At 72.8% G+C, this 24852-nt stretch carries 24 protein-coding genes; 15 read left to right on the plus strand and 9 right to left on the minus strand.

Going from position 1 to position 24852, the window contains the following annotated elements; all coding sequences use genetic code 11:
- The first annotated feature begins 67 nt into the window (after window positions 1-67).
- Entirely contained in the window at window positions 68-913 is an 846-nt protein-coding gene (locus tag ACIBLC_RS25640; RefSeq protein WP_399213520.1) for a helix-turn-helix domain-containing protein, read from the plus strand.
- A gap of 49 nt (window positions 914-962) precedes the next feature.
- A complete protein-coding gene (locus ACIBLC_RS25645; protein WP_399213521.1) occupies window positions 963-1580 on the plus strand; it encodes a Uma2 family endonuclease in 618 nt (205 codons plus the stop codon).
- Between the two features lie 11 nt (window positions 1581-1591).
- Here the strand turns inward: ACIBLC_RS25645 and ACIBLC_RS25650 are convergent, their stop codons facing one another.
- Window positions 1592-2518, minus strand: a complete 927-nt coding sequence (locus ACIBLC_RS25650) for a DUF3027 domain-containing protein (RefSeq protein ID WP_399213522.1) — start codon at window positions 2516-2518, stop codon at window positions 1592-1594.
- Between the two features lie 536 nt (window positions 2519-3054).
- Here ACIBLC_RS25650 and ACIBLC_RS25655 point away from each other — a divergent pair.
- From ACIBLC_RS25655 to ACIBLC_RS25670, 4 genes are all read left to right on the plus strand, one after another.
- Window positions 3055-4479, plus strand: a complete 1425-nt coding sequence (locus ACIBLC_RS25655) for an MFS transporter (protein WP_399213523.1) — start codon at window positions 3055-3057, stop codon at window positions 4477-4479.
- Window positions 4480-4631: 152 nt separating this feature from the next.
- On the plus strand, window positions 4632-5105 hold the full coding sequence (locus tag ACIBLC_RS25660) for a DUF2771 domain-containing protein (RefSeq protein ID WP_399213524.1): 474 nt from the start codon (window positions 4632-4634) through the stop codon (window positions 5103-5105).
- Window positions 5075-5848 (plus strand): futalosine hydrolase, encoded by a 774-nt coding sequence (locus ACIBLC_RS25665; RefSeq protein ID WP_399213525.1) that lies wholly within the window; start codon window positions 5075-5077, stop codon window positions 5846-5848. Before ACIBLC_RS25660 ends, ACIBLC_RS25665 begins: the two co-directional genes overlap by 31 nt.
- On the plus strand, window positions 5823-6686 hold the full coding sequence (locus ACIBLC_RS25670; RefSeq protein WP_399213526.1) for a 1,4-dihydroxy-6-naphthoate synthase: 864 nt from the start codon (window positions 5823-5825) through the stop codon (window positions 6684-6686). Before ACIBLC_RS25665 ends, ACIBLC_RS25670 begins: the two co-directional genes overlap by 26 nt.
- Window positions 6687-6714: 28 nt before the next feature.
- Here the strand turns inward: ACIBLC_RS25670 and ACIBLC_RS25675 are convergent, their stop codons facing one another.
- Window positions 6715-7098: a cold-shock protein gene (locus ACIBLC_RS25675; RefSeq protein WP_399213527.1), complete on the minus strand. Its 384-nt coding sequence runs from the start codon at window positions 7096-7098 to the stop codon at window positions 6715-6717.
- Between the two features lie 333 nt (window positions 7099-7431).
- Here ACIBLC_RS25675 and ACIBLC_RS25680 point away from each other — a divergent pair, with 333 nt between their 5' ends.
- Complete coding sequence (locus ACIBLC_RS25680) at window positions 7432-7686, plus strand: hypothetical protein (protein ID WP_399213528.1); 255 nt, start codon at window positions 7432-7434, stop codon at window positions 7684-7686.
- On the opposite strand, the gene ACIBLC_RS25685 is transcribed toward ACIBLC_RS25680, so the two are convergent.
- A complete protein-coding gene (locus ACIBLC_RS25685) occupies window positions 7659-8279 on the minus strand; it encodes an HAD family hydrolase (RefSeq protein WP_399213529.1) in 621 nt (206 codons plus the stop codon). The two genes, ACIBLC_RS25680 and ACIBLC_RS25685, sit on opposite strands and share 28 nt — an antisense overlap.
- A gap of 230 nt (window positions 8280-8509) precedes the next feature.
- Window positions 8510-9502: a hypothetical protein gene (locus ACIBLC_RS25690; protein ID WP_399213530.1), complete on the minus strand. Its 993-nt coding sequence runs from the start codon at window positions 9500-9502 to the stop codon at window positions 8510-8512.
- A gap of 204 nt (window positions 9503-9706) precedes the next feature.
- On the opposite strand from ACIBLC_RS25690, the gene ACIBLC_RS25695 reads away from it, so the two are divergent.
- Together ACIBLC_RS25695 and ACIBLC_RS25700 are read left to right on the plus strand one after the other, a co-directional pair.
- Window positions 9707-12271, plus strand: coding sequence for a helicase-associated domain-containing protein (locus ACIBLC_RS25695; RefSeq protein WP_399213531.1), 2565 nt, complete (start codon window positions 9707-9709; stop codon window positions 12269-12271).
- Window positions 12272-12397: 126 nt separating this feature from the next.
- Entirely contained in the window at window positions 12398-14050 is a 1653-nt protein-coding gene (locus ACIBLC_RS25700) for a DNA repair helicase XPB (RefSeq protein WP_399213532.1), read from the plus strand.
- Here the strand turns inward: ACIBLC_RS25700 and ACIBLC_RS25705 are convergent.
- Both ACIBLC_RS25705 and ACIBLC_RS25710 read right to left on the minus strand, forming a co-directional pair.
- A complete protein-coding gene (locus tag ACIBLC_RS25705; RefSeq protein ID WP_399213691.1) occupies window positions 13999-15057 on the minus strand; it encodes a glycosyltransferase 87 family protein in 1059 nt (352 codons plus the stop codon). The two genes, ACIBLC_RS25700 and ACIBLC_RS25705, sit on opposite strands and share 52 nt — an antisense overlap.
- Before the next feature lie 206 nt (window positions 15058-15263).
- Complete coding sequence (locus ACIBLC_RS25710) at window positions 15264-15443, minus strand: hypothetical protein (protein WP_399213533.1); 180 nt, start codon at window positions 15441-15443, stop codon at window positions 15264-15266.
- A gap of 300 nt (window positions 15444-15743) precedes the next feature.
- Here ACIBLC_RS25710 and ACIBLC_RS25715 point away from each other — a divergent pair, with 300 nt between their 5' ends.
- Complete coding sequence (locus ACIBLC_RS25715) at window positions 15744-17810, plus strand: HelD family protein (protein ID WP_399213534.1); 2067 nt, start codon at window positions 15744-15746, stop codon at window positions 17808-17810.
- 19 nt (window positions 17811-17829) lie between these two features.
- Here ACIBLC_RS25715 and ACIBLC_RS25720 read toward each other — a convergent pair whose 3' ends face one another.
- Complete coding sequence (locus ACIBLC_RS25720; RefSeq protein ID WP_399213535.1) at window positions 17830-18525, minus strand: copper homeostasis protein CutC; 696 nt, start codon at window positions 18523-18525, stop codon at window positions 17830-17832.
- A 214-nt stretch (window positions 18526-18739) separates the two neighbouring features.
- On the opposite strand from ACIBLC_RS25720, the gene ACIBLC_RS25725 reads away from it, so the two are divergent.
- From ACIBLC_RS25725 to ACIBLC_RS25735, 3 genes are all read left to right on the plus strand, one after another.
- The gene (locus tag ACIBLC_RS25725) at window positions 18740-19396 is read left to right on the plus strand and encodes a hypothetical protein (RefSeq protein ID WP_399213536.1); all 657 of its coding nucleotides are present in this window, start codon (window positions 18740-18742) and stop codon (window positions 19394-19396) included.
- A 288-nt stretch (window positions 19397-19684) separates the two neighbouring features.
- Complete coding sequence (locus ACIBLC_RS25730) at window positions 19685-20902, plus strand: Cmx/CmrA family chloramphenicol efflux MFS transporter (RefSeq protein ID WP_399213537.1); 1218 nt, start codon at window positions 19685-19687, stop codon at window positions 20900-20902.
- 20 nt (window positions 20903-20922) lie between these two features.
- Window positions 20923-21999 (plus strand): GNAT family N-acetyltransferase, encoded by a 1077-nt coding sequence (locus ACIBLC_RS25735; RefSeq protein ID WP_399213538.1) that lies wholly within the window; start codon window positions 20923-20925, stop codon window positions 21997-21999.
- A 71-nt stretch (window positions 22000-22070) separates the two neighbouring features.
- Here ACIBLC_RS25735 and ACIBLC_RS25740 read toward each other — a convergent pair whose 3' ends face one another.
- Together ACIBLC_RS25740 and ACIBLC_RS25745 are read right to left on the minus strand one after the other, a co-directional pair.
- On the minus strand, window positions 22071-22349 hold the full coding sequence (locus ACIBLC_RS25740; protein ID WP_399213539.1) for a DUF4031 domain-containing protein: 279 nt from the start codon (window positions 22347-22349) through the stop codon (window positions 22071-22073).
- Entirely contained in the window at window positions 22346-22777 is a 432-nt protein-coding gene (locus ACIBLC_RS25745) for a hypothetical protein (protein ID WP_399213540.1), read from the minus strand. Before ACIBLC_RS25745 ends, ACIBLC_RS25740 begins: the two co-directional genes overlap by 4 nt.
- A 55-nt stretch (window positions 22778-22832) precedes the next feature.
- On the opposite strand from ACIBLC_RS25745, the gene ACIBLC_RS25750 reads away from it, so the two are divergent.
- Together ACIBLC_RS25750 and murQ are read left to right on the plus strand one after the other, a co-directional pair.
- On the plus strand, window positions 22833-23756 hold the full coding sequence (locus tag ACIBLC_RS25750) for a MurR/RpiR family transcriptional regulator (RefSeq protein WP_399213541.1): 924 nt from the start codon (window positions 22833-22835) through the stop codon (window positions 23754-23756).
- Between the two features lie 150 nt (window positions 23757-23906).
- Window positions 23907-24842, plus strand: coding sequence for an N-acetylmuramic acid 6-phosphate etherase (gene murQ / locus ACIBLC_RS25755; protein ID WP_399213542.1), 936 nt, complete (start codon window positions 23907-23909; stop codon window positions 24840-24842).
- Window positions 24843-24852 lie beyond the last annotated feature (10 nt).

A 24852-nucleotide genomic window follows, 5' to 3' on the forward strand; every position in this document is an offset into this window, starting at 1 on the left:
GACGGCCCTCGCCGGGACTGGCATCCCAATGCGAGGGCCTGACCACCAAGGAAGCGAACCCTTCCCGATGGACACGCAAAACCCTAGCGCTCCCGCGCGCCCCCAGTCCCGAACTCGGGCCCGGAATCACCCCCACTCCGGTGTGATTCACGACAACGCCCGCCACGCCGAACGCTTCACGGTGATCGGCAACCACCTCGCCCAGCATCCGGAACTCTCCGGCCTGGCGATCGGACTGGCCGTCCACATCCAGTCCCTCCCCACCGGCGCCTCCGCCGACATCAAGACCCTCGCGGCCCGCTTCCCGGAGAGCCCGGCCCGTATCGCCGCCGCCCTGCGGGAGTTGGAAGCCCACGGCTATCTGCGCCGCACCCGCGAACGCGTTCCTGGCGGCCGCATCGTGACCCGGACCGTGTCCTGCAACCGGCCTGGGCATCACGACCGGGCCGCCGACGCCCATAAGCCACCGCGCAGACGGCCGGACGCCACTCCACCCCGCAAGAAGCTCCCGCCCGTCCCGCGGCCTGCCTACTCCTCCCCCGCTCTCCTCCAGCAGGCCACCGACCTCCTCGCCGGCCTCCGCCGCCAGGACTCCCGCCTCTTCCTCTCGGCCACCGACGCCGAACACCTCGCTCCCGGCGTCGCCGCCTGGCTGGAGCGCGACCTCACCCCCACCGCCGTACGCCACGCCCTGGCAGCGGACCTGCCACCCGAGGACCTACGCCGCCCAGCGGCCTTCCTGGCCCACCGTCTGACCGCCCAACTGCCACCGCTGCCGCCATTTCGGGCCCCGGCCCCACACCCGGAGGTGCGGCACCCGCTCCAGAACTGCGACGGCTGCGACCACGCGTTCCGCTCCCCCACCCCCGGCCGCTGCCACCACTGCCGATCCGATCTACCGGAGGCCGCCTAACATGAACGTGACGATCCTTGCCCCTGGGCACAGACGAGGAGCGAACGCCATGACCATCGCCCCGGACCACGCCCAGCAGGGCGCCTCGCATCTGTACCGGGCCATGCGCGACTTCGTGGAGTCCACGGACGGCACCCTCCCCGGCAAGTTCGAGATCACCAGGGAAGGGATCGTCCTCGACATGATGTCGCCGGTCCGACCGCACGAACTCACGGCACTCCGTCTCCGGAAACGCCTGGAGAAGGTCATGCCGGAAGAGATCGTGGCCCACACCGGCGAGCCTGACGTCGAAGTAGTCCCAGAAGGCATCATGCGCCGCCCCGACATCATGGTGATCGCCGAGGCGGACATGGAGGGAGAAGGGTCCTTCGACCCTCGTACGCTCGTGGCCGCCGTTGAGATCGTCTCCCGCTCCAACCCTGACAACGACTGGGTCGGCAAAGTACGGGACTACCCGCTGATCGGCATCCCCGTCTACGCGATCTTCGACCCCCGCACCGGCACCGGCGCCGTCCTCACCGACATCCACTCCACCCCCGACGGCCCCCGCTACGCCACCCGCAAGGACTTCGTCTACGGCGAGGACGTCACCATCGGCGACTGGACCATCTCGACGGAGGACCTGCCTCGCTACTCCGACGAAGCCGAAGGTGGCGGCAGGAGCTGACCAGGAGCTGACTACGAGTGGCCCAACTCCGCCGCGGCCTCGTCCGAGACCTCCGACACCGACCCCGAGTCCGCCGCCGGGCGCAACGGGAAGGGATCCACCTGGGTTTCGTCGATCACGTGAGGCGCCGGACGCGGCGGTGCGGGCATGACCGCGGCCTCGGAGTGGCCACCACAGCCGTAGGCGAGCGAGACGACATGGCCATCAGCCGGCGAGAACTCGTTCGCGCATACACCGAACGCCTGACCGAGTGACCCCCCGATCCGGTTGAGGAACCCGCAGCTGACGCATGGCGCCGGCGCCGCCTGCGCCATGGGCGTCTTCGGCCCGTACCCCTCTTCCCAGCGGTCGGCCGCCACATGCAGCCCGTACCGCGACAGGACACGCGCCCGCCGCAGCCCCAGCTCCTCGGCCACCGCCGCGATCGAACCGCGCGTCGGCGCGAGGAGCAGACCCGCGGGCGCCACGCCCAGGACCTCGGCGTCCTCCGCCTCCACCAGCTCGGCCATCTCCTCGGAGAGCGGCGAGTTCGGCGGCGGCTCGTCCTCACCGGTGTAGCCCGGCTCCAGACGCAGATCCTCGGCGTCCGTGGGCAGCAGGTCACCGGGCCCCAGGTCACCGGGACGGAGCCGCTCGCTCCACGGCACCCACTCGGGGGCGAGCAGGGAGTCCGGGCCGGGCAGCAGCACGGTCTCGTTGAGGGTGACGAGCTTCGCGCGGGAGGCGCGGGCGACGGTCACGGCCCAGCGCCAGCCGCGGTAGCCCATCTCCTTGCACTCGAAGAAGTGCGTGACGACTCGGTCGCCTTCGGAGACGAGCTCGACGTGCTCACCGACGACGCCGGGGGCGGCTGCCTCCTCGGCGGCGGCGCGGGCGAGATCGACCGCCTCGGCGCACAGGCGGTCGGGGGTGCGGCTTCGCGTGGTCGCTGCGCTCACAGGTATCGCTTCTCTCCTACGCCGTCTCACGGGTGCGCCATTCCACGGCGGGGGAGCGGACGGAGCGGACCGGGGGACCGCGTCGACGTCCGCGCCCGATCGCACTCGGGCGCACCTACGTCATCCATTCTGCGGGATGACCGAGAGGCGCGCGGCCGAGAACAATCGCCACTGGCGCGCTACGCACGCTACCTTCTCCTGGCCCCTGGGCCCACACCGGCGGGCCTCTTCGGCGCTCCGCGCCGGGATTTTCCGCGCTCCGCGCCGGTTTTCTCGCCGCTCCGCGGCTCCCACCACCCGCCGCTCCGCGGCCGAATCCCCGCCGCTCCGCGGCCGATGTCTCCCACCCACCCAGCCGTCCCGGTCGGCTGGAAAGTGCCGGAAAAGCTGGGAAACCCCGGACGCGCCGCCTTGCGCGCCCCGGGTGCCCGCGCCTCCCCTCTCCAGCCCTCCGCGCCTCCCCTCCCCCACCCCGCTCAGCCCCCATCCGCGCGGTAACCGCAATACACACCCCGATCTCGGGGCACTATGACGGGGTGGCAGCCGCAAGGACGCCCCACGGAGCCACCGGGATCGGTGGGGCCAAGGGGAGTAACCGAGGTGGCGGACCGGCCCGCATGAGCGGGTCCGTCCGTGCGGTCGGCCGTGCCCTGCACTTCCCGGTGACGGGGACGGCACGCGGTATCCGCAAGGCGACACACGCGCACGGCGCGGGCGAGTCCGGCCTCGGAAAACTGATCGAACTGCACGCGGTGAACGGCGCGGGCGACGTCATGATCACCATCGCCCTGGCCTCCACCGTCTTCTTCTCGGTGCCCACCGACGAGGCCCGCGGCCGGGTCGCGCTCTACCTCGCCATCACCATGGCGCCCTTCACACTCCTGGCCCCGGTGATCGGCCCGCTCCTGGACCGCCTCCCGCACGGCCGCCGCGCCGCGATGGCGGGCGCGATGCTCGCCCGTGCCTTCCTTGCCCTGCTGCTGTCGGGCGCGGTGGTGACCGGAGGCATCGAGCTGTATCCCGCCGCGCTGGGCGTGCTGGTGTCCTCGAAGGCGTACGGGGTGGTGCGCAGCGCTGTGGTGCCGCGACTGCTGCCACCCGGGTTCTCCCTGGTCAAGGCGAACTCCCGGGTCACCCTCGGCGGGCTGCTGGCCACCGGGGTCGCGGCGCCGATCGGGGCGGGGCTCCAGGCCCTCGGCCCGCGCTATCCGCTCTACGGCGCCTTCGTGATCTTCATCGCGGGGATGTTCCTGTCGTTCTCGCTGCCGCCCAAGGTCGACTCCGCCAAGGGCGAGGACAAGGCGCTGCTGGCGGCGGACCCGGAGCATCTGCACGGGCCGCACCTGAAGAAGGTCCCGCGTCCCGGACTGCGTACGGTCGGCACCGCCGTCACGCACGCCCTCGCCGCGAACGCCGCCCTGCGCTGCCTCTCCGGCTTCCTGATCTTCTTCCTCGCCTTCCTGATGCGCGAGCACCCCCTCGCCGGGGCGAGCGCGGCGGCCTCGCTGGCGATAGTGGGCGTCTCGGCGGGCGCGGGCAACGCCCTCGGCACGGCGGTCGGAGCCTGGCTGAAATCGCGTGCTCCCGAGATCATCATCGTGACGGTCGTCGCGTTCGTACTGGGGGCCGCGATCACCGCGGCCGTGTTCTTCGGCGCGGTGATGGTGGCCTGCCTGGCCGCCGTCGCCGGCTTCGCGCAGGCCCTCGCCAAGCTCTCCCTGGACGCGCTGATCCAGCGGGACGTGCCCGAACTCGTCCGTACGTCCGCCTTCGCGCGCTCGGAGACGCTGTTGCAGACCGCCTGGGTGATCGGCGGCGGAATCGGCATGGCGCTGCCCCTGAACGGCACGCTGGGCCTCTCGGTGGCCGCCGCGATCGTCGCCACCGGCTGGCTCACCACGGTGCGGGGACTGATCGGGGTGGCCCGGCACGGAGGCCGCACCCGGCCGCGGGTGGAATAGCCGGGGCGAGGGGGGTCGTACGGCCATGGCCCCGACCTGCGGACTCGGCACGTCCGTATGCCCGTGGCCGGGTACGCCAGGTGCCTCGTCCGGACGCGGCACGCCGTACCCCACGTGGGGGATGCGGTGGGCCTGCCCGATAGCCTTCGGCCATGACCTCTGGATTCAGCGCCGCGCGCCGCCGTCGCGCCGTCGCCGCCGTCGGAGCCGTATCCGCCGGACTTCTCGCCCTGTCCGCCTGTGACAAGCCGACGCCGATGGCCACCATCACGGTCGGCGACAACTCGGTGAGCTCCGAGACCGACTGCTACAACGACGGCAAGGAGGTGAAGGCCGCGGAGCTGGCCAAGTGCCTCAAGGCCAAGGACATCAAGTCCATCGAGGTCGACCCCGACGAGACCGTGCGGTTCGGTGTGGACCCCGACATCGCCGACAAGGGCTGGACGATCCTGATGAACGGTCAGCCGCTGACCGACTCCAGCAAGAAGACGTACCGCACGATCCCGGGCAGCGTGTTCTTCAACGCGCAGTACGGCGCGAGCGGCAACTCCACGCTGGTCTCCATCAAGGAGGGCGACAAGACGGTCACCGGTCTGTGGTCCTTCACGCTCAAGAAGGACTCCTGACCACGTCCTCCGTACCCGCGGCACGTGTCCTCGTAGCCACCGCGGTCCCCCTCGAACGGGACGCGGTGGCGCGGGCGTTCGCGCCCGCGCCACTCCGTGAGATGCCGCTTCCCGGGGCGGCTCTCCACCGGACCGGCGGCTACGACCTGCTCGCCGCCGGCGTCGGTCCCGCCCGCGCCGCCGCGTCCACCGCCGCCGCCCTCACCGCGGCCGCCCTGGCGGACAGCCCGTACGACCTCGTCGTCTCGACGGGCATCGCCGGTGGTTTCCAGCCCGAGGCGCCCGTCGGCTCCCTCGTCGTCGCCGACGAGATCACGGTGGCCGATCTGGGCGCCGAGACAGCGGACGGGTTCGTGACCGTCACCGAACTCGGCTTCGGAGTCGTCAGCCATCGTCCGCCGGAATCACTCGTACGAGAGCTCGCGGCGGCCATCGGAGGACACACCGGAACGATTCTGACCGTGTCCACCGTCACCGGCACCGGCGCCCGCGCCACCGAACTGCGCGCCCGCCACCCCCGTGCCCTCGCCGAGGCCATGGAGGGCTTCGGGGTCGCCGAGGCCGCCACCGCGCACGGTGTGCCCGTGCTGGAGCTGCGCGCGGTCTCCAATCCCGTCGGCCCGCGCGACCGCGCCGCCTGGCGCATCGGCGAGGCGCTCACCGCACTCACCGAGGCTTTCGGGAAGCTCGCGCCCGTACTGGAGAGTTGGAACCCACATGAGCCCTATGACCACACCCGCTGAATCCCTGCGGATCGCGTACTCGCCCTGCCCGAACGACACCTTCGTCTTCGACGCCTGGGCCCACGGCCGCGTGCCGGACGCGCCCGCGCTGGACGTCACCTTCGCGGACATCGACATCACCAACGGCATGGCCGAGCGCGGCGAGTTCGACGTGCTGAAGGTGTCGTACGCCGTGCTGCCGTACGTCCTCGACGAGTACGCGCTGCTGCCCTGCGGGGGCGCGCTGGGCCGGGGCTGCGGCCCTCTGGTGCTCGCCCGGGAGCCGGGCGTCGACCTCACCGGCCGTACGGTCGCCGTACCGAGCGAGAGGTCGACGGCGTACCTGCTCTTCCGCCTGTGGGCCGCGGACACGCTGCCCGGCGGGGTCGGCGAGGTCGTGGTCATGCCGTTCCACGAGATCATGCCCGCCGTGCGGGACGGGAAGGTCGACGCGGGACTCGTCATCCACGAGGCCCGCTTCACCTACCGGAACTACGGGCTGCACAAGCTCGCCGACATGGGCGAGCACTGGGAGCGGACGACCGGTCTGCCGATCCCGCTGGGCGCGATCATCGCCAAGCGCTCGCTGGGCGAGGAGCGGCTCACCGCGCTCGCCGACGCCGCCCGCACGTCGGTCCGGATGGCCTGGGACGACCCGGAGATCTCCCGCCCCTACGTCCTGGAACACTCCCAGGAGATGGATCCCGCCGTCGCCGACCAGCACATCGGCCTGTACGTGAACGAGTTCACGGCCGATCTGGGCGACGACGGCTACGCGGCGATCCGGGGACTGCTGACGCGGGCGGCGGCCGAGGGACTGGTACCGCCCCTCGCCCCGGACGCGCTGAACTTCCCGTAGTCGGCTACGGGTTACCAGGACATACCCGTCATACGTCGAGTTGGTCGGCGACCGCTCGCAGCAGGCCCGCGATCTTGCTGCCGGAGGCCTTGTCGGGGTAGCGGCCTCTCTCCAGCATTGGCGTGATGTTTTCGAGAAGGGTCGTCAAATCCTGGACGATGGAGGCCAGGTCGTCCGGCTTGCGGCGCTGCGCGACCGCGACGGAGGGCGCCGGGTCCAGGAGGACCACCGAAAGCGCCTGGTCGCCGCGCTGGCCGGCGACGACGCCGAACTCCACGCGCTGGCCGGGCTTGAGGACTTCGACTCCGGCGGGCAGGACCGAGGAATGGACGAAGACGTCGCCGCCGTCGTCGCGGGAGAGAAAGCCGAAGCCCTTCTCACTGTTGAACCACTTGACCTTGCCAGTCGGCAAAGCACACGCTCCCTCTATCGGTCCCGGACGCTCCCGGACGCCGGTTGAACTGCCGGTTGAACTGCCGTCGAACAACCCTACCGGGGGTCTCTCCAACCCAACACGCCTTAAAACGAGGCTGAGTCCTCGCCTGCGTCGGCAGAGGCTCAAAGTGGTGGGGGAAGTGTGGAGGGGTGTTCGTATTTCCTTGCCCAGAGCCCGGACCTTTTCCCGACGGGTTCGAGGAAATTCTCCGCGGTCTTCCTGGCCTGGAGGTCAGGAGGTTATGGGGAGCGTGGGCAATGGCAGGGGAGGCGGCGGATGTTCCTTCGCGCTGGGAACTACCCTGGTCGGGTGCGTGACAAAACCCGAGCGAACTCCGCCGAACCCGGTGACCGGCTGATCCGTGCCGGTGCCATCGTCTTCTTCGTCGGCGCCGTGGCCACTCTGGTCACCGTGGCCCCGCTGCTGCTCGACACGACGCCTTTCCCGACGTACATGTTCGGATTGAGCATGCTGATGGGCGTCGGCTTCCTGATGGCCGGAGCGGGGGTGTTCCAGTCGCTCGCCGCGGGACGTCGTCAGGCCCGCGCCGACGCCTCGCGGTAGCCCGTCAGCCACCCCGGGAACTCCGTCAGGTCGGCGAGCACCACGTCCGCGCCGGCCGCGCGCAGTTCCGCGGCGTCGCACGGGCCGGTGGGCACGGCGACGGAGTACGCCTGTGCGGTGCGGGCGCCTCGTACGTCGCCGGTGTGGTCGCCGACGTACACGCTCGCGCCGTGCTCGCGCAGCGCCCGGGCCTTCCGCTCCGCCCACAGGTTGCCGACGACCGCGTCCGCGTCGATCCCCAGGTGCGTCAGGTGCAGTTTCGCGTTCGGCTCCCACTTCGCCGTGACGACGACCGCGCGCCCGCCGGTCGCGCGCACCGCCGCGATGGCCTCGCGGGCGCCGGGCATCGCGGGGGTGCTGGTGATCGCGTGCGTCGGGTACATCTCCCGGTAGACGTCCGCCACGGCCGCGACCTCGGTCGCGGGGAACCAGTTGACGAGTTCCTCCTCCAGCGGCGGCCCCAGCCGCGTGATGACCAGGTCGCAGTCGATGTACGTCCCCGTCCGTGCCGAAAGTGCCTGGTAGCAGGCGTGGATCCCGGGCCGGGAGTCGATCAGGGTCATGTCGAGGTCGAAGCCGACGGTGAGAGTCATGGGGGCATTCTGCCCAGGGCTGTGGCGGGGTTCTTCGCCCCCTCCGCCCTTACCCGTCCCGTCTCTGGGGGCTGCGCCCCCAGACCCCCCTTTCGCGCTGGCGCGCTCGTCCTCAAACGCCGGACGGGCTGAAAACTTTCAGCCCTCCGGCGTTTGAGGAGCGGGGGTTCGGGGGCGGAGCCCCGAGGGACGGGAATGGGCAGGGGCGGAGGGGGCGAAAAAACCACCGCTCACCGGCGGCGCTGTGACCTCCACACGAGGTAGAGCGCCGACCCGACGGCGGCAGCCCGCACCACCCACGGCCAGGTCTGCGCGATCGCGTCGTTCAGATGTCCCTCGACGACGGGCTCGCCCCAGCGGCCGTTCACGCGGCCCCAGAGCCAGCCGATGCCGCCGGAGGCGGCCAGGCCGGGCACGACCAGGACGGCGCCCTTGACCTCGGCGGGGGTCAGCCGGCGGGAGGCGTAGACGATGACCCAGCCGATGACCAGGGCGAACAGGTTGCCCAGGACGGCGCCCGCGACGAGGAGCGCGGCGGCCAGCAGGAGCAGCGGGTTGCTCCACCGGCCGAGCCGGGGGAGCCGCGGGAGCCGGCGGCGCCGGGCGTCGACGACGGGCTCCTCCTCGGCCTCCACGACGTCGGCCTTGCCCTTGCCCTCCGGCGCGGGTACCGCCGGCTCGTCCTTCTTCGCGGGCGGCGGCTTCAGCAGTTCGGGGATCTCCACACCGCCCACGAACCCGGGCACGCTCTCCCCAGGCCCGAACAGGCTGCTGTCCACCCGCCACCAGTCCGGCCGCGTGGCACTGTCACCCAGCTCGCTCGCGCTCGCGAGATGCGGCGGTGACGGCACGTCCTCGACGGCGTCCTGTTCGGCGGGCCGGGGCCTGGGGACGACACGGCGCAGCCCCTTGGGGCGGGGCGGTGGCGCGTCGGCCTGACGCTGGCTGGGTACGGCGGCCCAGCCGCCCGTCCCGCCGGCCGCCTCCCCCGGGGTGCCCCCGCCCGCGGCGTCCACGATCTCGTCGGGGGTACCGAGGCGGTCCAGGATCCGGCGGACGGCGGCGGGGGTGTCGGCGGTCGCCTTCGCCCTGCGGCGGTCGATCTCGTTGCGCAGCTCCGACACCAGCCGCATGCGCGTCGCGGACGGCACCTGGCGCTGCTGGGCAAGGTCACCGACCCGGCTCAGGTAGTCGAAGACCAGCTGGTCGCTCTCAATCCCCACGAAGTCCCCTCCGGGGCGCACGCGTTGGATACCTCGTGGTCACGACCGTACCGGGTTTTCCACAGCCGCCGCCCCCGAGCGGATCCGGCCCTTTCCCCGGCTCTTCCGGTACCCGCGTCGCGACGTCCGGGGCAGGACCGGTGGCGCGGCCCCGGCCAGGGGAGGTCAGGGGCACAGGAGGTGAAACCCGCTACCGTTGGCCGGATGAGCACCGAGGAGCACCCCAGCGCGGACCCCGCCCCCGCGGGGAACGCTCCGCGTTCGCTGGCGGAGGCGCTCCGCACGCGCGACGACGCCTCACTGTCCGCGCTCCTGCGCGCCCGCCCGGACCTGATCACGCCCGTCCCGACGGACCTCACGCAGCTGGCCACCCGCGCGGGCACCCGCGCGTCGGTGGTGCGCGCCCTGGAGCGTCTTGACCGGTTCGCCCTGCAGACGGCGGAGGCCCTGGCCGTGGCGCCCGAACCGGCGACGTACGAGCAGCTGCTGGCCCTGATGGCGGGCGACGACCGCGACCCGGCGGTCACCGGGGCCTTCCCGCACGCCCTCGGCACGCTCCGGGAGCAGGCCCTCGTATGGGGGCCCCACGACCGGCTGCGGCTCATCCGTACGGCCCGTGAGCTGCTCGCGCCGTCCCCGCAGCACCCGTCCCCGACGGGGCTCGGTCCGACGGTCGCGGAGGCCACCGCTGGGATGTCGCCGGGGCGGATCCAGGAGATCGTGACCGCGGCCGGGCTGGCGAGCACCCACGACTCCGTGTCGGCCGTGGCGTCGCTGACCGGCCTGTTCACGGACCGCGCGGAGATGTCGGCGCTCCTGGACCGCGCCCCCGCCGAGTCCGTGGACGTGCTGTCGCGGCTGGTGTGGGGGCCGCCGTACGGGCAGGTGACGGCCGACCCGGCGCGCCATCTGCGCTGGCTGATCGACCGGGGGCTGCTGCTGCCGACGGCGCCCGGCACGGTCGTACTGCCCCGGGAGGTGGCCCTGCACCTGCGGGCCGGCCGCGCGCACCGGGTGACGGAGCCGGTGGGGCCGGCCGTCGAGGCGGCGGCGACACACCGTCCACAGGTTGTGGACAGTACCGCGGCGGGCCAGGCGTACACGGCGCTGGCGACCGTCGAGGAACTGCTGAAGGACTGGCACGAGGGCGGTCCGGCGGTGCTGCGCGCGGGCGGGCTGAGCGTGCGGGACCTGAAGCGGACAGCGGTGGCGCTGGACGTGTCGGAGCCGGTCGCCGCGTTCTGGGTGGAACTCGCCTACGCCGCGGGCCTGTTGGCGTCGGACGGTGAGGCGGAGGAGCGGTACGCGGCGACGCCCGGCTACGACGAGTGGCTGGAGCGGCCCGCCGCCGAGCGCTGGGCGAGGCTCGCCTCGGCGTGGCTGAACTCGACCCGTACGCCGGGCCTGGTCGGCGCGCGGGACGCGAAGGACCGTACGTTGTCGGCGCTGGGCCCCGGTCTCGACCGCTCCGCGGCCCCCGAGGTCCGTCACCGTGTCCTCGCCCTGCTGGCCACCCTGCCCGAAGGGGCCTCCCCCGCCCCGGACTCCGTCCTGGCGCGCCTCCAGTGGGAACGCCCGCCCCGCAGCCCGCAGCCTGCGGACGACCTGCGCACCCGCCTCGCCCGCTGGACGCTGTCCGACGCGGAGTCGCTGGGCGTGACGGGCCGGGGCGCGCTGTCGGCGCAGGGGCGGGCGCTGCTCGGCCTGCCGCCGGCGGCGGGCCACGACACCGCCCCCGCCGCGGGCCCCGGCGACAAACTGCCCGTCCACAGGCGCCCGCACCCCGCTCCCGAGACCGTCCGCTCCCCCGCCGAACAGGCGGCGGCCGCCGCCCGGGCGGTCAGGATCCTCGCGCCGCTGCTCCCGGAGCCGCTGGACCACGTCCTCCTCCAGGCGGACCTGACCGCGGTCGCGCCGGGCCCGCTGCGGCGTCCGCTCGCGGACACGCTCGGCGTTCTCGCGGACGTCGAGTCGAAGGGCGGGGCGACGGTCTACCGCTTCACGCCGGGGTCGGTGCGGCGGGCGCTGGACGCGGGCCGGTCGGCATCGGACCTGCACGCGTTCCTCGGCGAGCACTCGCGGACACCGGTGCCGCAGCCGCTGACGTATCTGATCGACGACGTGGCGCGCAGGCACGGCCATCTGCGGATCGGCTCGGCGTCGGCGTACGTGCGGTGCGACGACGACGCGGTGCTGAACGAGATCCTCGCCGACAAGCGGTCGCAGGGGCTGCGGCTGAGACGCCTGGCGCCCACCGTGCTGGCCGCGCAGGCCGATCCGGGGGCCCTCCTGGAGGGGCTGCGCGCGATGGGCTTCGCGCCCGCCGCCGAGTCCGCGGAGGGCGACGTCCTGATCACCCGCGCGCACGCCCGCCGCACCGCGCCGCGCACCGCCCCCGAGCCCGTCCCGGAGGGCCCGCCGGTCCCCGACGCCACCCTCCTCGGCGCCGCCGTGCGCGCCATCCGCGCCGGTGACCTGGCCTCCACGGCACCCCGCAAGCCCACCTCGGCCGACCGCCCCGGCAGCGGCGGCCTGCCCCGCACCAGCTCCGCCGAGACCCTCGCCACCATGCAGGCCGCCGTCATGACCGGCGAGTCCCTCTGGATCGGCTACGTCAACGCCGAGGGCACCGCCACCCAGCGGGTCATCGCGCCGATCCGCGTCGAGGGCGGTTTCGTGACGGCGTACGACCGCACGGCGGACGAGGTACGGACGTATCCGCTGCACCGGGTGACGGGGGTTGCCGAGCTCGCCGACGGGCAGGCGTGAGCGACCACCGGGTGTGGGCGAGGACAACCCTGGGCGACGACCACGCGTGATCGTCCGCCGGTGATGCACACTGGACGTTTGGCCGAGCACCCGCGCCTGGGTGCCGCCGCGCAGAAAGGTACGGGCGTGAACGGACCTCTCATCGTCCAGAGCGACAAGACACTCCTGCTCGAAGTCGACCACGAGAACGCCGACGCGTGCCGTCGGGCCATCGCGCCGTTCGCCGAGCTGGAGCGGGCGCCCGAGCACATCCACACCTACCGGGTGACGCCGCTCGGGCTGTGGAACGCGCGGGCGGCCGGGCACGACGCCGAGCAGGTCGTGGACGCGCTGGTCGAGTTCAGCCGCTATCCCGTGCCGCACGCGCTGCTGGTGGACATCGCGGAGACGATGGACCGCTACGGGCGGCTCACCCTCAGCAAGCACCCCGCGCACGGTCTGGTCCTGACCACCACGGACCGGCCGATCCTGGAGGAGATCCTGCGGTCGAAGCGGGTCGCGCCGCTGGTCGGCGCCCGGCTCGACCCGGACACGGTCGTCGTGCACCCCTCGGAGCGCGGGCAGATCAAGCAGACGCTGCTGAAGCTGGGCTGGCCGGCCGAGGACCTCGCCGGGTACGTCGACGGGGAGGCGCACGCGATCGAGCTGGACGAGAGCGGCTGGGCGCTGCGGCCCTACCAGCGGCAGGCCGTGGAGAACTTCTGGCACGGCGGCAGCGGCGTCGTCGTGCTGCCCTGCGGTGCGGGGAAGACCCTCGTCGGCGCCGGTGCGATGGCCGAGGCCAAGGCGACCACCCTGATCCTCGTCACGAACACCGTCTCGGCCCGCCAGTGGAAGCACGAGCTGGTGAAGCGGACCTCGCTGACGGAGGAGGAGATCGGCGAGTACAGCGGTACACGCAAGGAGATCCGGCCCGTCACGATCGCCACGTACCAGGTGCTGACGACGAAGCGGAAGGGTGTCTACCCGCACCTGGAGCTCTTCGACTCCCGCGACTGGGGACTCATCCTCTACGACGAGGTGCACCTGCTGCCCGCGCCCGTCTTCAAGTTCACCGCCGATCTCCAGGCGCGGCGGCGGCTCGGTCTGACGGCGACCCTGGTGCGTGAGGACGGCCGCGAGTCGGACGTCTTCTCGCTGATCGGGCCGAAGCGGTTCGACGCTCCGTGGAAGGAGATCGAGGCGCAGGGGTACATCGCGCCCGCCGACTGCGTCGAGGTCCGCGTCAACCTCACCGAGACCGAGCGGCTCGCCTACGCCACCGCCGAGACGGAGGAGAAGTACCGCTTCTGTGCGACGACCGCGACCAAGCGGAAGGTGACGGAGGCGCTGGTACGGCGGTTCGCGGGGCAGCAGATTCTGGTGATCGGCCAGTACATCGACCAACTCGACGAGCTGGGCGAGCACTTGGACGCGCCGGTCATCAAGGGCGAGACGAGCAACGCGCAGCGCGAGAAGCTCTTCGACGCCTTCCGGCAGGGCGAGATCTCGGTCCTGGTGGTGTCCAAGGTGGCGAACTTCTCCATCGACCTGCCGGAGGCGACCGTCGCGATCCAGGTGTCGGGGACCTTCGGCTCCCGGCAGGAGGAGGCCCAGCGGCTGGGGCGCGTGCTGCGGCCCAAGGCCGACGGCCACCAGGCGCACTTCTACTCCGTCGTCGCCCGCGACACCATCGACCAGGACTTCGCCGCCCACCGGCAGCGGTTCCTGGCGGAGCAGGGGTACGCCTACCGGATCATGGACGCCGACGAGTTGCTGGCGGCGGACACGGACGGCTGAGACCCGGTCGGCCGCGAGGCCAGCAGGGCAAGTCCCGCCAGGGCGTACGGCGAGGCCAACAGCTGCTGCCACCACGGGAGTCGCAGGTCCAGGTCACCCGCGTGCGGGACCAGCCAAAGGGTGCGGGCGGTGAAGAGGACGGTCACCGCGACGGCCGTACGGAGCCGGCGCTCGGCGTACAGGACGGCGATCAGCGGAACGCACCACACCCAGTGGTGCGACCAGCTGATCGGGCAGACGAGGAGCGCCGTGGTGGCGGTGATCAGGATGCCCCAGCGGTCCCGGTGAGCGCGGCGGGCGAGCCAGAGGCCGCCGCAGGCGACGACGGCCGCGGGCAGCGCCCAGGCCGGGCCAGGCGACGGTTCCCCCAGGGCGCGGGCGATCGTCCCCTGGAGTGACTGGTTGTCGACGATCCACGCCTTGCCGACGCGGCCGGTCTCGTACAGCCGCCGGGTCCAGAAGTCGACGCTCGCGGCGGGCAGGACGAGCGCGCCGAGCAGGACGGTCCCGGCGAAGGCCGACGCGGCCGTGGCCGCTTCCCGGCGGCGGCCCCTGAGCAGCAGGTACGCGATGAAGAGGGCCGGTGTCAGTTTCACCCCGGCGGCGATGCCGAGCGCGATGCCCCTGCCGCGGGCGCCGGCCGGACGCGTGAGGTCCCAGAGGACCAGCACGGCGAGGGCGAGGTTGATCTGGCCGAACAGCACGGTCTGGAAGACGGGTTCGAGCCAGAGGGCGAGGGCGGTGGCGGCGCAGCCCGCGGGGAATCGCAGGGGCAGGTCCGCGAGGCGGCAGGAGAGCCGGACCAGCGCGGCCAGCAGGACCACGTTCCCGGCGGCGAAGGCGAGTTCGAGGGCGCCGAGCGGGAGCCAGGTCGTCGGCACGAAGAGGAGCGCCGCGAAGGGCGGGTACGTCGCGGGCAGCCGCCAGCGGGTGACGGTGAACCCGTAGAGGTCCGTGCCGTTCGCCACGGCCGCGCCTTCCGCCCGGTAGACCAGTACGTCGGCCATGGGCGCGCGGGTGAGGACACACAGCGCGGTGAAGGCGGTGAGGGAGAGGGCGAGGAGGAGCAGGCCCGCGACCGTCGGGCGGCCGGGGGCGACTTCACTGGGTGAGCGGTTGATCACGTTCCGTCGAAACACGGAGTGACCCTATTGGCCGGGCAGTTCGGCCCGGCGCGCGGCTCACCGGCGCGATACCGATGCGGACCCGCGGCTCACCGGCGCCGGACGCCCGCCTCCTCTCCGTACTCACCGAGGAGCACCACGCTGAACGCCGCGCTCGCGAACACCTTGACGGCGCGCAGGGCGTCGCCCACGCGGTGGCGCTGGTGGGTGCCGGAGGCGGCGGTCGCGCCGGTGCGGACAGGGCCTGGGATGAAGGTTGCTGCGCTCATGTATCCATGGTGGATCCCTCGGCCCCCGATGGCGTCGGCCTCCCGGCCGAACCTCGGCGGCCTCCTGGTACACCTGTGGGCCGTCCCGCGTACGCCTCACGACGTACCCCGACCCCTAGGGTCCCGGGGGCGCACCCCCGAGGGGGTGGAAAACGGTTGGCCCCGAGATCCCCCGCTCGCCTAGAATCTCCGCTCTTGCCCGCCTCCCGTCGTGGAGTGCCGCCGCCCGGACGGAAACCGGTCGGCTTTCGGATTCACATTCGGATTCACTCAGGCAGCAGGTCCCCGGAGGCAACCCCCGTGTCCACCCCGTCCGATGCCCACACCGACCCTCAGGACCCCCTCTCCCGCGAACGGACCCACCTCGACGACTCCCGCGCCGCCCTGCGCGCGATGCGTGAGGACGCGGAGAACCTCGACATCAAGGACGTCACCGCGAACTGGGTGAACGCGGCCGTCCTCCAGCACCAGATCGACGAACGCATCAAGTCCCTCGCCGACCTCAGCCACACCCCCCTGTTCTTCGGGCGGCTCGACTATCTGCACGCCCCCGGCGCCGACCGGGCGGAGGGCGCGGAGGGCGAGCGCTTCTACATCGGCCGGCGGCACGTCCACGACGCCGACGGCGACCCGATGGTCATCGACTGGCGCGCCCCCGTGTCGCAGCCGTTCTACCGGGCCTCGAAGAAGAGCCCGATGGATGTCGGGCTGCGCCGCCGGTTCGGCTACACGGGCGGCGAGCTCACGGCGTACGAGGACGAGCACCTCTCCGACCCGTCCGAGGAGGCGGCCACCAGCAAGCTGCTCCAGCAGGAGATCGAGCGCCCGCGTGTGGGCCCGATGCGCGACATCGTGGCGACGATCCAGCCGGAGCAGGACGAGATCGTACGGTCGGGGCTCGGCGGCTCGGTCTGTGTGCAGGGCGGTCCCGGCACCGGCAAGACGGCCGTCGGCCTGCACCGGGTCGCGTATCTGCTGTACGCCCATCGCGAGCGGCTCGCCCGCACCGGCACCCTGGTCATCGGGCCGAACAGCTCCTTCCTGCACTACATCGAGCAAGTGCTGCCCGCGCTGGGCGAGTTGGAGGTCAGGCAGGCGACGGTCGACGACCTGGTCGCCCATGTGGAGGTCCGCGGCACGGACGGCGCCACCGCCGCGGTCGTCAAGGGCGACGCCCGGATGGCCGAGGTGCTGCGCAGGGCGGTCCGCTCGCACGTGACACTCCCCACCGAGCCGGTCATGGTCGTGCGCGGCTCACGGCGCTGGCGGGTGCCGGCGTACGAACTGGAGTCGATCGTCCGCGAGTTGCTCGACCGCGACATCCGGTACGGGGCCGCGCGCGACGCCCTTCCACAGCGGATCGCGCACGCCGTGCTGGTCCAGATGGAGCGGGCGGGTGAGGCGCCGGACGACCGGGTGCAGGACGCGGTGGCCCGCAACCCCGCCGTGAAGGCCGCGGTCAAGGCGATCTGGCCGCCCGTCGACCCCGCCAGGCTCGTCCTGCGCCTGCTGTCCGACGCGGACTTCCTCGCCGTACACGCGGCGGGACTCCTCGACGAGGGCGAGCAGAAGGAGATCCTCTGGCAGAAGCCGGCACGGTCGCTGAAAGCCGCCAAGTGGGCTCCTGCCGACGCCGTGTTGATCGACGAGGCGACCGACCTCGTGCAGCGGACGCACTCGCTCGGGCATGTCGTGCTGGACGAGGCGCAGGATCTGTCGCCGATGCAGTACCGGGCGGTGGGGCGGCGCTGCACCACCGGCTCGGCGACCGTGCTGGGTGACCTCGCGCAGGGCACGACCCCGTGGGCGACGCGGAGTTGGGCCGAGGCGCTCGGCCATCTCGGCAAGGGCGACGCCGTGGTGGAGGAGCTGACGGCGGGCTTCCGTGTCCCCACCGACGTCATCGCCTACGCCTCCCGGTTGCTGCCGCACATCGCGCCCGGGCTGACACCGGTGGCGTCGGTGCGGGAGAACCCGGGGTTCTTCGAGGTGCGTACGACGTCCGCCGACTCCGAAGCCATCGCCGCCTGCGAGGAGTTGCTCCGCCACGAGGGCTCGATCGGCCTGATCGCCGCCGACGCCCGGATCCCCGTCCTCGCCGAGGCCCTGACAGCGGCGGGCATCACCAGCCTGGGCCCGGGCGAGGAGACGACCCCGGACACCCGCCTGACCCTCGTACCCGCCTCGCTCGCCAAGGGACTCGAGTACGACTACGTGGTCCTCGACGAACCCCAGGCCGTGGTCGACGGCGAACCCGACGAACGCACCGGCCTCCGCCGCCTGTACGTGTCCCTGACCCGAGCGGTGTCGGGCCTGATCGTCACCCACGCGGCGCCGCTGCCGGCCCAGCTCGCGCTGGGGGCTTGAGGGGCGCGGCAGGCCCGCCCTACGCGTCCAGGGCCGTCCGCCACTCCCGTACCGACCGCGTCGAGACCGGTCCGGTCCAGCCGATGGGGCGGGCGGCGCCGCCGATGTGGAAGGCGTCGATACCGGCGGCGCGCAGGCGCGGGACGTGGTCGAGGCGGAGGCCGCCGCCGACCATGACCCGCGGCTCGTAGCCGGGCTCGCCGCGGCGCGCGGCCTCGGCGAGGAGGGTGGGCATGCCGTCGTCGACGCCGGCCGGGGAACCGGCGGTGAGGTAGGCGTCGAGGCCCGGCAGTTCGGCGAGCTGCTTGCGCAGGGCGTCGCGGTCGGCGGCGCGGTCGATCGCGCGGTGGAAGGTCCAGCGGCAGCCGTCCAGCTCGGCGACGATCCGCTCCACGGCGGCCAGGTCGAGGCCGCCGTGCTCGTCGAGGAAGCCGAGCACGAACTCGTCGGCCCCCGCGGTCCGCAGCTCGCCCGCGACGCGTACGAGCGCGTCGGTGTCCCCCGCCGCGAAACCGTCCGCGAGCCTGAGCATCACGCGCAGCGAGACGTCGACGGCGGCCCGGATCCCGGCAAAGGTCTCGACGGCCGGCGTGAGCCCGTCCGCGGCCATGTCGGTGACCAGCTCCAGGCGGTCCGCGCCTCCCGCCTCGGCGGCGACCGCGTCCTCCACACCGAGGGCGATCACCTCCAGGACCGCACGCTTGCGCTTGCTCATCGGACCTCTTCCCTTGGGGCGGCGACAGGTCTAGTCCAATCAAAGCGTACGCGCTGCCTGCCCGTCCGGCGTTCGAGGACGAGGCCGTTCAGGCCGAAAGCGGGGGCCCGAGGGCGGGAGCTTGTGGGCGGGGGCCTCGGAAACGGGACGGGAGGGGCGAAGAGGGTGGACAAACCCCACCCCGGCCACGCACACCGGCCCGCACAATGACCCCATGCCCGACCTCGACGCCCTCCGCACCCGCTGGGCCCAAGCCCTGGAGGGGTCCCGCTCCCCCGGCGGCCGGACCCCCGCCCCCGCCCCGTACGCGGACAACCTCCTCACCCGCTGGCAGGAGCCCCAGCGCCGCTACCACACCGTCACCCACCTCACCGCGGTCCTCGACCACATCGACGTACTGGAGGAGTACGCGGACGCCCCCGACCTAGTGCGCCTGGCCGGCTGGTTCCACGACGCCGTCTACCTCCCCGACCGCTCCGAGAACGAGGAACGCTCGGCCCACCTCGCCGAACGCGCGCTCCCCGAGGCCGGCGTGTCCCCGACCGACACCGCGGAGGTGGCCCGCCTGGTCCGCCTCACGGTCGGCCACGCCCCCACCGACGACGACCGCAACGGCCAGGTCCTCTGTGACGCCGACCTGGCCGTCCTGGCCACACCCGCACCGGCGTACGCGGCCTACACGTCCGCCGTCCGCGAGGAGTACGCCTTCGTCCCGGACGAGGCGTTCCGCACCGGCAGGGCGGCGATCCTGCGCCAGCTCCTGGACCTGCCGAGGCTGTTCAGAACGCCCTACGGGGAACGGGAGTGGGAGCGGCCGGCCCGGGAGAACCTGCGGACGGAGCTCGCACGGCTCGACGGCGACGCGCGATGACCGGCGACCGGCGACCGCGGCCCGCAGTGACCGGTGATCCCCCGGCAGGCACCCTCCGGCAGCCGTTCCGCCCAGGCCGAGGAACACCCTCGGCCGAGGAGCACGCCCAGCCCGAGATACCCGCCCAGGCCGGGAAACGCACCCCGGCCAGGAAACGTAACCGTCCAGAGAAACGCACCCCGTCCAGGAAACGCACCCCAACCTGGGAACGCACCCCCCGTCAGGGAATGCGCCACCGCCCCGCCCCCGTTGGACCCTGATATGCCCACCCGCGCCGATCGCCCCCGCATGCCCCTGGCCGTCTACGTTCTGGGCCTCTCGGTCTTCGCCCTCGGGACCTCCGAGTTCATGCTCTCCGGGCTCCTGCCGCCCATAGCCGAGGACATGGACGTCACGATCCCGCAGGCGGGCCTGCTGATATCGGCGTTCGCGATCGGCATGGTCGTGGGCGCGCCCCTGCTCGCCGTGGCGACACTCCGGCTGCCCCGCCGCACCACCCTCGTCGCGCTGATCGCGGTGTTCGGGCTGGGCCAGGTCGCGGGTGCGCTCGCCCCGACGTACGGCGTGCTGTTCGTGTCCCGGGTGGTCAGCGCGCTGGCCTGTGCGGGGTTCTGGGCGGTGGGCGCGGCGGTGGCGATCGCGATGGTGCCGGTGAACGCGCGGGCCCGGGCGCTGGCCGTGATGATCGGCGGGCTGTCGATCGCGAACGTGCTGGGCGTGCCGGCCGGTGCCTTCCTCGGCGAGGGACTCGGCTGGCGTGCCGCGTTCTGGGCGGTGGCCGCCGCCTCCGCGATCGCCCTCGTCGGCGTCCTCACGCTGATCCCCGCCATCCCCCGCCCCGAGGAGAGGCCGCGGCTCGGCAGGGAGGTCCGGATCTACCGCGACCGCCAGGTCTGGCTGTCCATCACCATGATCGCGCTGGCCGCGGGCGGCGTCTTCTGCGCGTTCAGCTACCTCGCCCCGCTGCTCACGGACGTGGCGGGCCTGGACGACGGCTGGGTCCCGACGGTGCTCGCGCTGTTCGGGGTCGGCGCGCTGATCGGCACGACGATCGGCGGACGTGTCGCCGACGCGCACCTCTTCGGCGTACTGATCACCGGCATCGCGGCCTCGACGGTGTTCCTGCTCACACTGGCCCTGCTCGGCCGGTACGCGGTCGCCGCGATCGTGCTCTCCCTCCTTCTCGGCATCTCCGCCTTCTACACGGCCCCGGCACTCAACGCCCGGATGTTCGACGTGGCGGCCGCCGCCCCGACGCTGGCCGGTGCCACCACCACGGCCGCGTTCAACCTGGGCAACACCGGCGGCCCCTGGATCGGCGGCTCGGTCATCGACGCGGGGCTCGGATACGCCTCGCCGGCCTGGGCGGGCGCGGCCCTGACGGTGACCGGACTGGGGGTCGCCGGGGTCTCGCTGCGACTGCACCGCCGTACCCGGGCGTCGCGTGTGGTGACCATGACGAAGGCGGGCGCCGCCCCGAACAATCCGGTACGTACCGACGTGTGATCGCGCCTATCCTCACCGGCATGGGAGACATGGGCGGGGACCAGGTGTCGGAGGCCGTGGCGGGCAGCGCGGCGCTGCTGCGGACGGTGCGCGGGCGGGACTGGGAAGGCGTCAACGCGGGCCGGCTGGAATGGAGTTGCCGCCGGACGGCCGAGCACATCTGTCTTGATCTCATCATGTACGCGGGCCGGCTGGCCGCGCGTGCCACCGGATATGTGCCCTTCGAGATCGTCGTCCCCGCCGGCACCGACAACGCGGGCGTCGTCGACGTGCTCGAGACGACCGGCGCGCTGCTCACCGCCGCGATCCGCACGGCACCCCGCGAGGTGCGCGCCTTCCACCCGTCCCCCTTCCGCACCGCGAACCGCGAGGGCTTCGCCGCGATGGGCGTCGCCGAGGTCCTGCTGCACACGCACGACATCGCCGAGGGCCTCGGCGTCCCCTACGAGCCTTCGGCCGAGCTCTGCGAAGGCGTCCTCAGCCGGATCTTCCCGCACGTCAGGCCCGGTCTCGACCCGTGGCGCACGCTGCTCTGGGCGACCGGGCGCGGCGAACTGCCCGGTCGCGCCCCGGTCACCGAGTGGACCTGGAGCAACAACCTGGTGATCACCGCCGAGCGGCTCACCCTGCAAGGGGTCACCCCCGCGGCCGCCGCCGATCTGCGCGCGGGCGGCACGGGCGGCTTCGAGTGGATCGAGGGCGGCCCCTACGAGGGCACCCGGGACGCCGCCGGCATGGTCCTGAAGGCGTACGAGGCAGGGGTGCACCGCCCCGAGTGGGGCCTGTTCGTGCTGGTGAGGACGGCGGACGGCCGCGCGGTCGGCGGCGTGGGCTTCCACGGCACCCCCGACGAGGAGGGCCGCGCCGAGATCGGCTACGACCTGGCCCCGGCCGCCCGCGGGCAGGGCTACGCGACCGAGGCCCTGCGCGCCCTCTCCGGGCGGGCACTCGCACACGACGACGTGAAGTCGCTGTTCGCGACCGTCGACCGGGTCAACACCCCTTCCCAGGGCGTGGTTTCCCGCGCGGGATTCACCCGGGTGAGCGAGGAGCACGGGGAGGACGGCGAGCAGTACGCGTACGAGCTGCGGGTCTGATCCGGCTCCGCCTGGGCCTGCGCGGGGCCGGAAGCCGCCCTCCTGGGCCGCCCTCCTGAGCCGCCGCGAGACTATGAACCGCCCTTCCTCTCCCACCTCTTGGGCCTGCGCAGCCCCGCCCCGTACAGCAGCCGCACCACCTCGCGGCTGCTGACCTGCACCGCGCCGGCGCGGACGGCTTCCTCGTAGCGGTGGGAGGGGATGTCGTAGTGGTCGCGTTCGAAGGCGCGGCGTGGGGCGCCCAACTCGTCGGCGAAGGCGTGGAGTTCGTCGTAGGACACGTCGCTGATCAGGTGGGACCAGACGCGGCCGTGGCCCGGCCAGGTGGGCGGATCGATGTAGACGGTCACGAGGACCCGGACCCGGGCCCGGACCCGTCGCTCGCGGAGCCGAGCGAGCCCACCGACGCCACCTTCACCCCGGCCTGGTGGCACACCCAGTGCGGGTCGGGACCCAGCTCGGGTTCGACCTCCAGGGCGTGCGGGTCGCCGGAGCCGCAGACGGGGCACAGCGGCCACCGCCCGTGCCGTTCGAGAAGCCCGTCCTGTACGTCCTGGGCGACCAGCCCCGCCACGTACTCCACGCCCTGGGGCCACTGCTCGACCCACCAGCGGCGCTGCACCACCGAGTCCTCGACGAGCGAGACGACATCGGCGTCGGCGACCTCACGGGCGGCGAGGTCCGCCAGGACGCGGGCGCGGGCCGCGTGCAGGGCCTGCTCCAGGGGGCTGACCGGGCCGCTGCCGGGGTCGTCGATGGGGTCGCCGATGGGGTTCATGCACCTATTGTGCGCACCCTTGACCGTGCACCCCAGCGGAAAATATCTTTCAGGAGTGACCCATGAAGTGAAGGAAATTTTCGCCGGTGAGGCGCCGCCCGCCCCGGCCGCCCTCGCGGCCAAGGTCCGGACGCTCGCACCGTCGATGACCCGCTCCATGCAGCGGGTCGCGGAGGCCGTCGCCGCGGACCCGGCCGGCTGCGCGGCCCTCACGGTCACCGGCCTCGCCGAGCTCACCGGGACCAGCGAGGCGACGGTTGTCCGCACCGCCCGCCTCCTCGGCTACCCCGGCTACCGCGACCTGCGCCTGGCCCTCGCCGGGCTCGCCGCCCAGCAGCAGTCGGGCCGCGCGCCCGCCGTCACCGCGGACATCGCGGTCGACGACCCCATCGCCGACGTGGTCGCCAAGCTCGCCTACGACGAGCAGCAGACCCTCGCCGACACCGCGGCCGGGCTCGACATGGCCCAGCTCAGCGCGGCGGTCACTGCGCTCGCCACGGCCCGCCGTATCGACATCTACGGACAGGGGGCGTCCGGCCTCGTCGCCCAGGACCTCGCCCAGAAGCTGCTCCGCATCGGGCTCATAGCCCACGCGCACAGCGACCCGCACCTCGCCGTCACCAACGCGGTGCAGTTGCGCGCCAAGGACGTGGCGATATCCATCACCCACTCCGGCTCGACCGGCGACGTCATCGAACCCCTTCGGGTCGCCTTCGAGCACGGCGCGACGACGATAGCGGTCACCGGCCGCCCGGACGGACCCGTGACGCAGTACGCGGACCACATCCTCACCACCTCGACGGCCCGCGAGAGCGAGCTGCGGCCCGCGGCGATGTCCTCGCGCACGAGCCAGCTGCTGGTCGTGGACTGCCTGTTCGTGGGGGTCGCCCAGCGGACGTACGAGACGGCGGCCCCCGCGCTGTCGGCCTCGTACGAAGCGCTGGCGCACCGGCACAGCCCCCGGGGCCGTACGCGCTGACGCGCCGCGGTAACCAGGAAATCCGGATGTCGCCGGACCACCACGGTCCCTTCATGACTGCTCGCGCCCACGCGGCGTAGCCGCGGATCCCACCGCACCGCGCCCCTGTGGGGCGCTTCTCACCGCCCCGCACGGAAAGAGCCGCTCCTCATGACCTCGAACGCCGACTACCGCAACCTGCTGGCCGAGTTGGAGACCCTCACCACCGAGGCGTTCCGGCCCGAGCTCTCCGAGATCGACCGGCTCCCGACGCTGGAGATCGCGAAGATCATGAACGGCGAGGACACGACCGTCCCGGCGGCGGTCTCCGAACGGCTCCCCCAGATCGCCGCCGCGATCGACGCCGTCGCGGAGCGGATGTCCCGGGGCGGCCGGCTGGTCTACGCGGGCGCGGGCACCGCGGGCCGGCTCGGTGTCCTGGACGCGTCCGAGTGCCCGCCCACGTTCAACACCGACCCGTCCGAGGTGGTGGGCCTGATCGCGGGCGGCCCGGGCGCGATGGTCACGTCGGTCGAGGGCGCCGAGGACTCCAAGGAGCTGGCGGCGCGGGACCTCGCGGATCTCGGCCTGACCCCCGACGACACGGTGGTCGGGGTGTCCGCCTCCGGCCGCACCCCGTACGCCATCGGAGCCGTCGAGCACGCCCGCGCGCAGGGTGCGTTGACGATCGGCCTGTCCTGCAACGCGGGCAGCGCGCTGGCGGCCGCCGCCGACCACGGCATCGAGGTGGTCGTCGGTCCCGAGCTGCTCACCGGCTCGACCCGGCTGAAGGCGGGCACGGCGCAGAAGCTGGTCCTGAACATGCTCTCGACGATCACGATGATCCGGCTCGGCAAGACGTACGGGAACCTGATGGTCGACGTACGCGCCTCGAACGAGAAGCTCCGGGCCCGCTCCCGGCGCATCGTCTCGCTCGCGACGGGCGCGGGCGACGAGGAGATCGAGCGGGCGCTCGCCGCCACGGACGGCGAGGTGAAGAACGCGATCCTCACCATCCTCGGCGGCGTCGACGGGCCGACCGCCGCCCGCCTTCTGGAGGAGAGCCACGGCCACTTGCGCGCGGCGCTCGCGGCGGCGCCCCGCTGACCAGCACCCT

It is taken from the genome of Streptomyces sp. NPDC050535, assembly GCF_044457665.1.
Classification (GTDB): domain Bacteria; phylum Actinomycetota; class Actinomycetes; order Streptomycetales; family Streptomycetaceae; genus Streptomyces.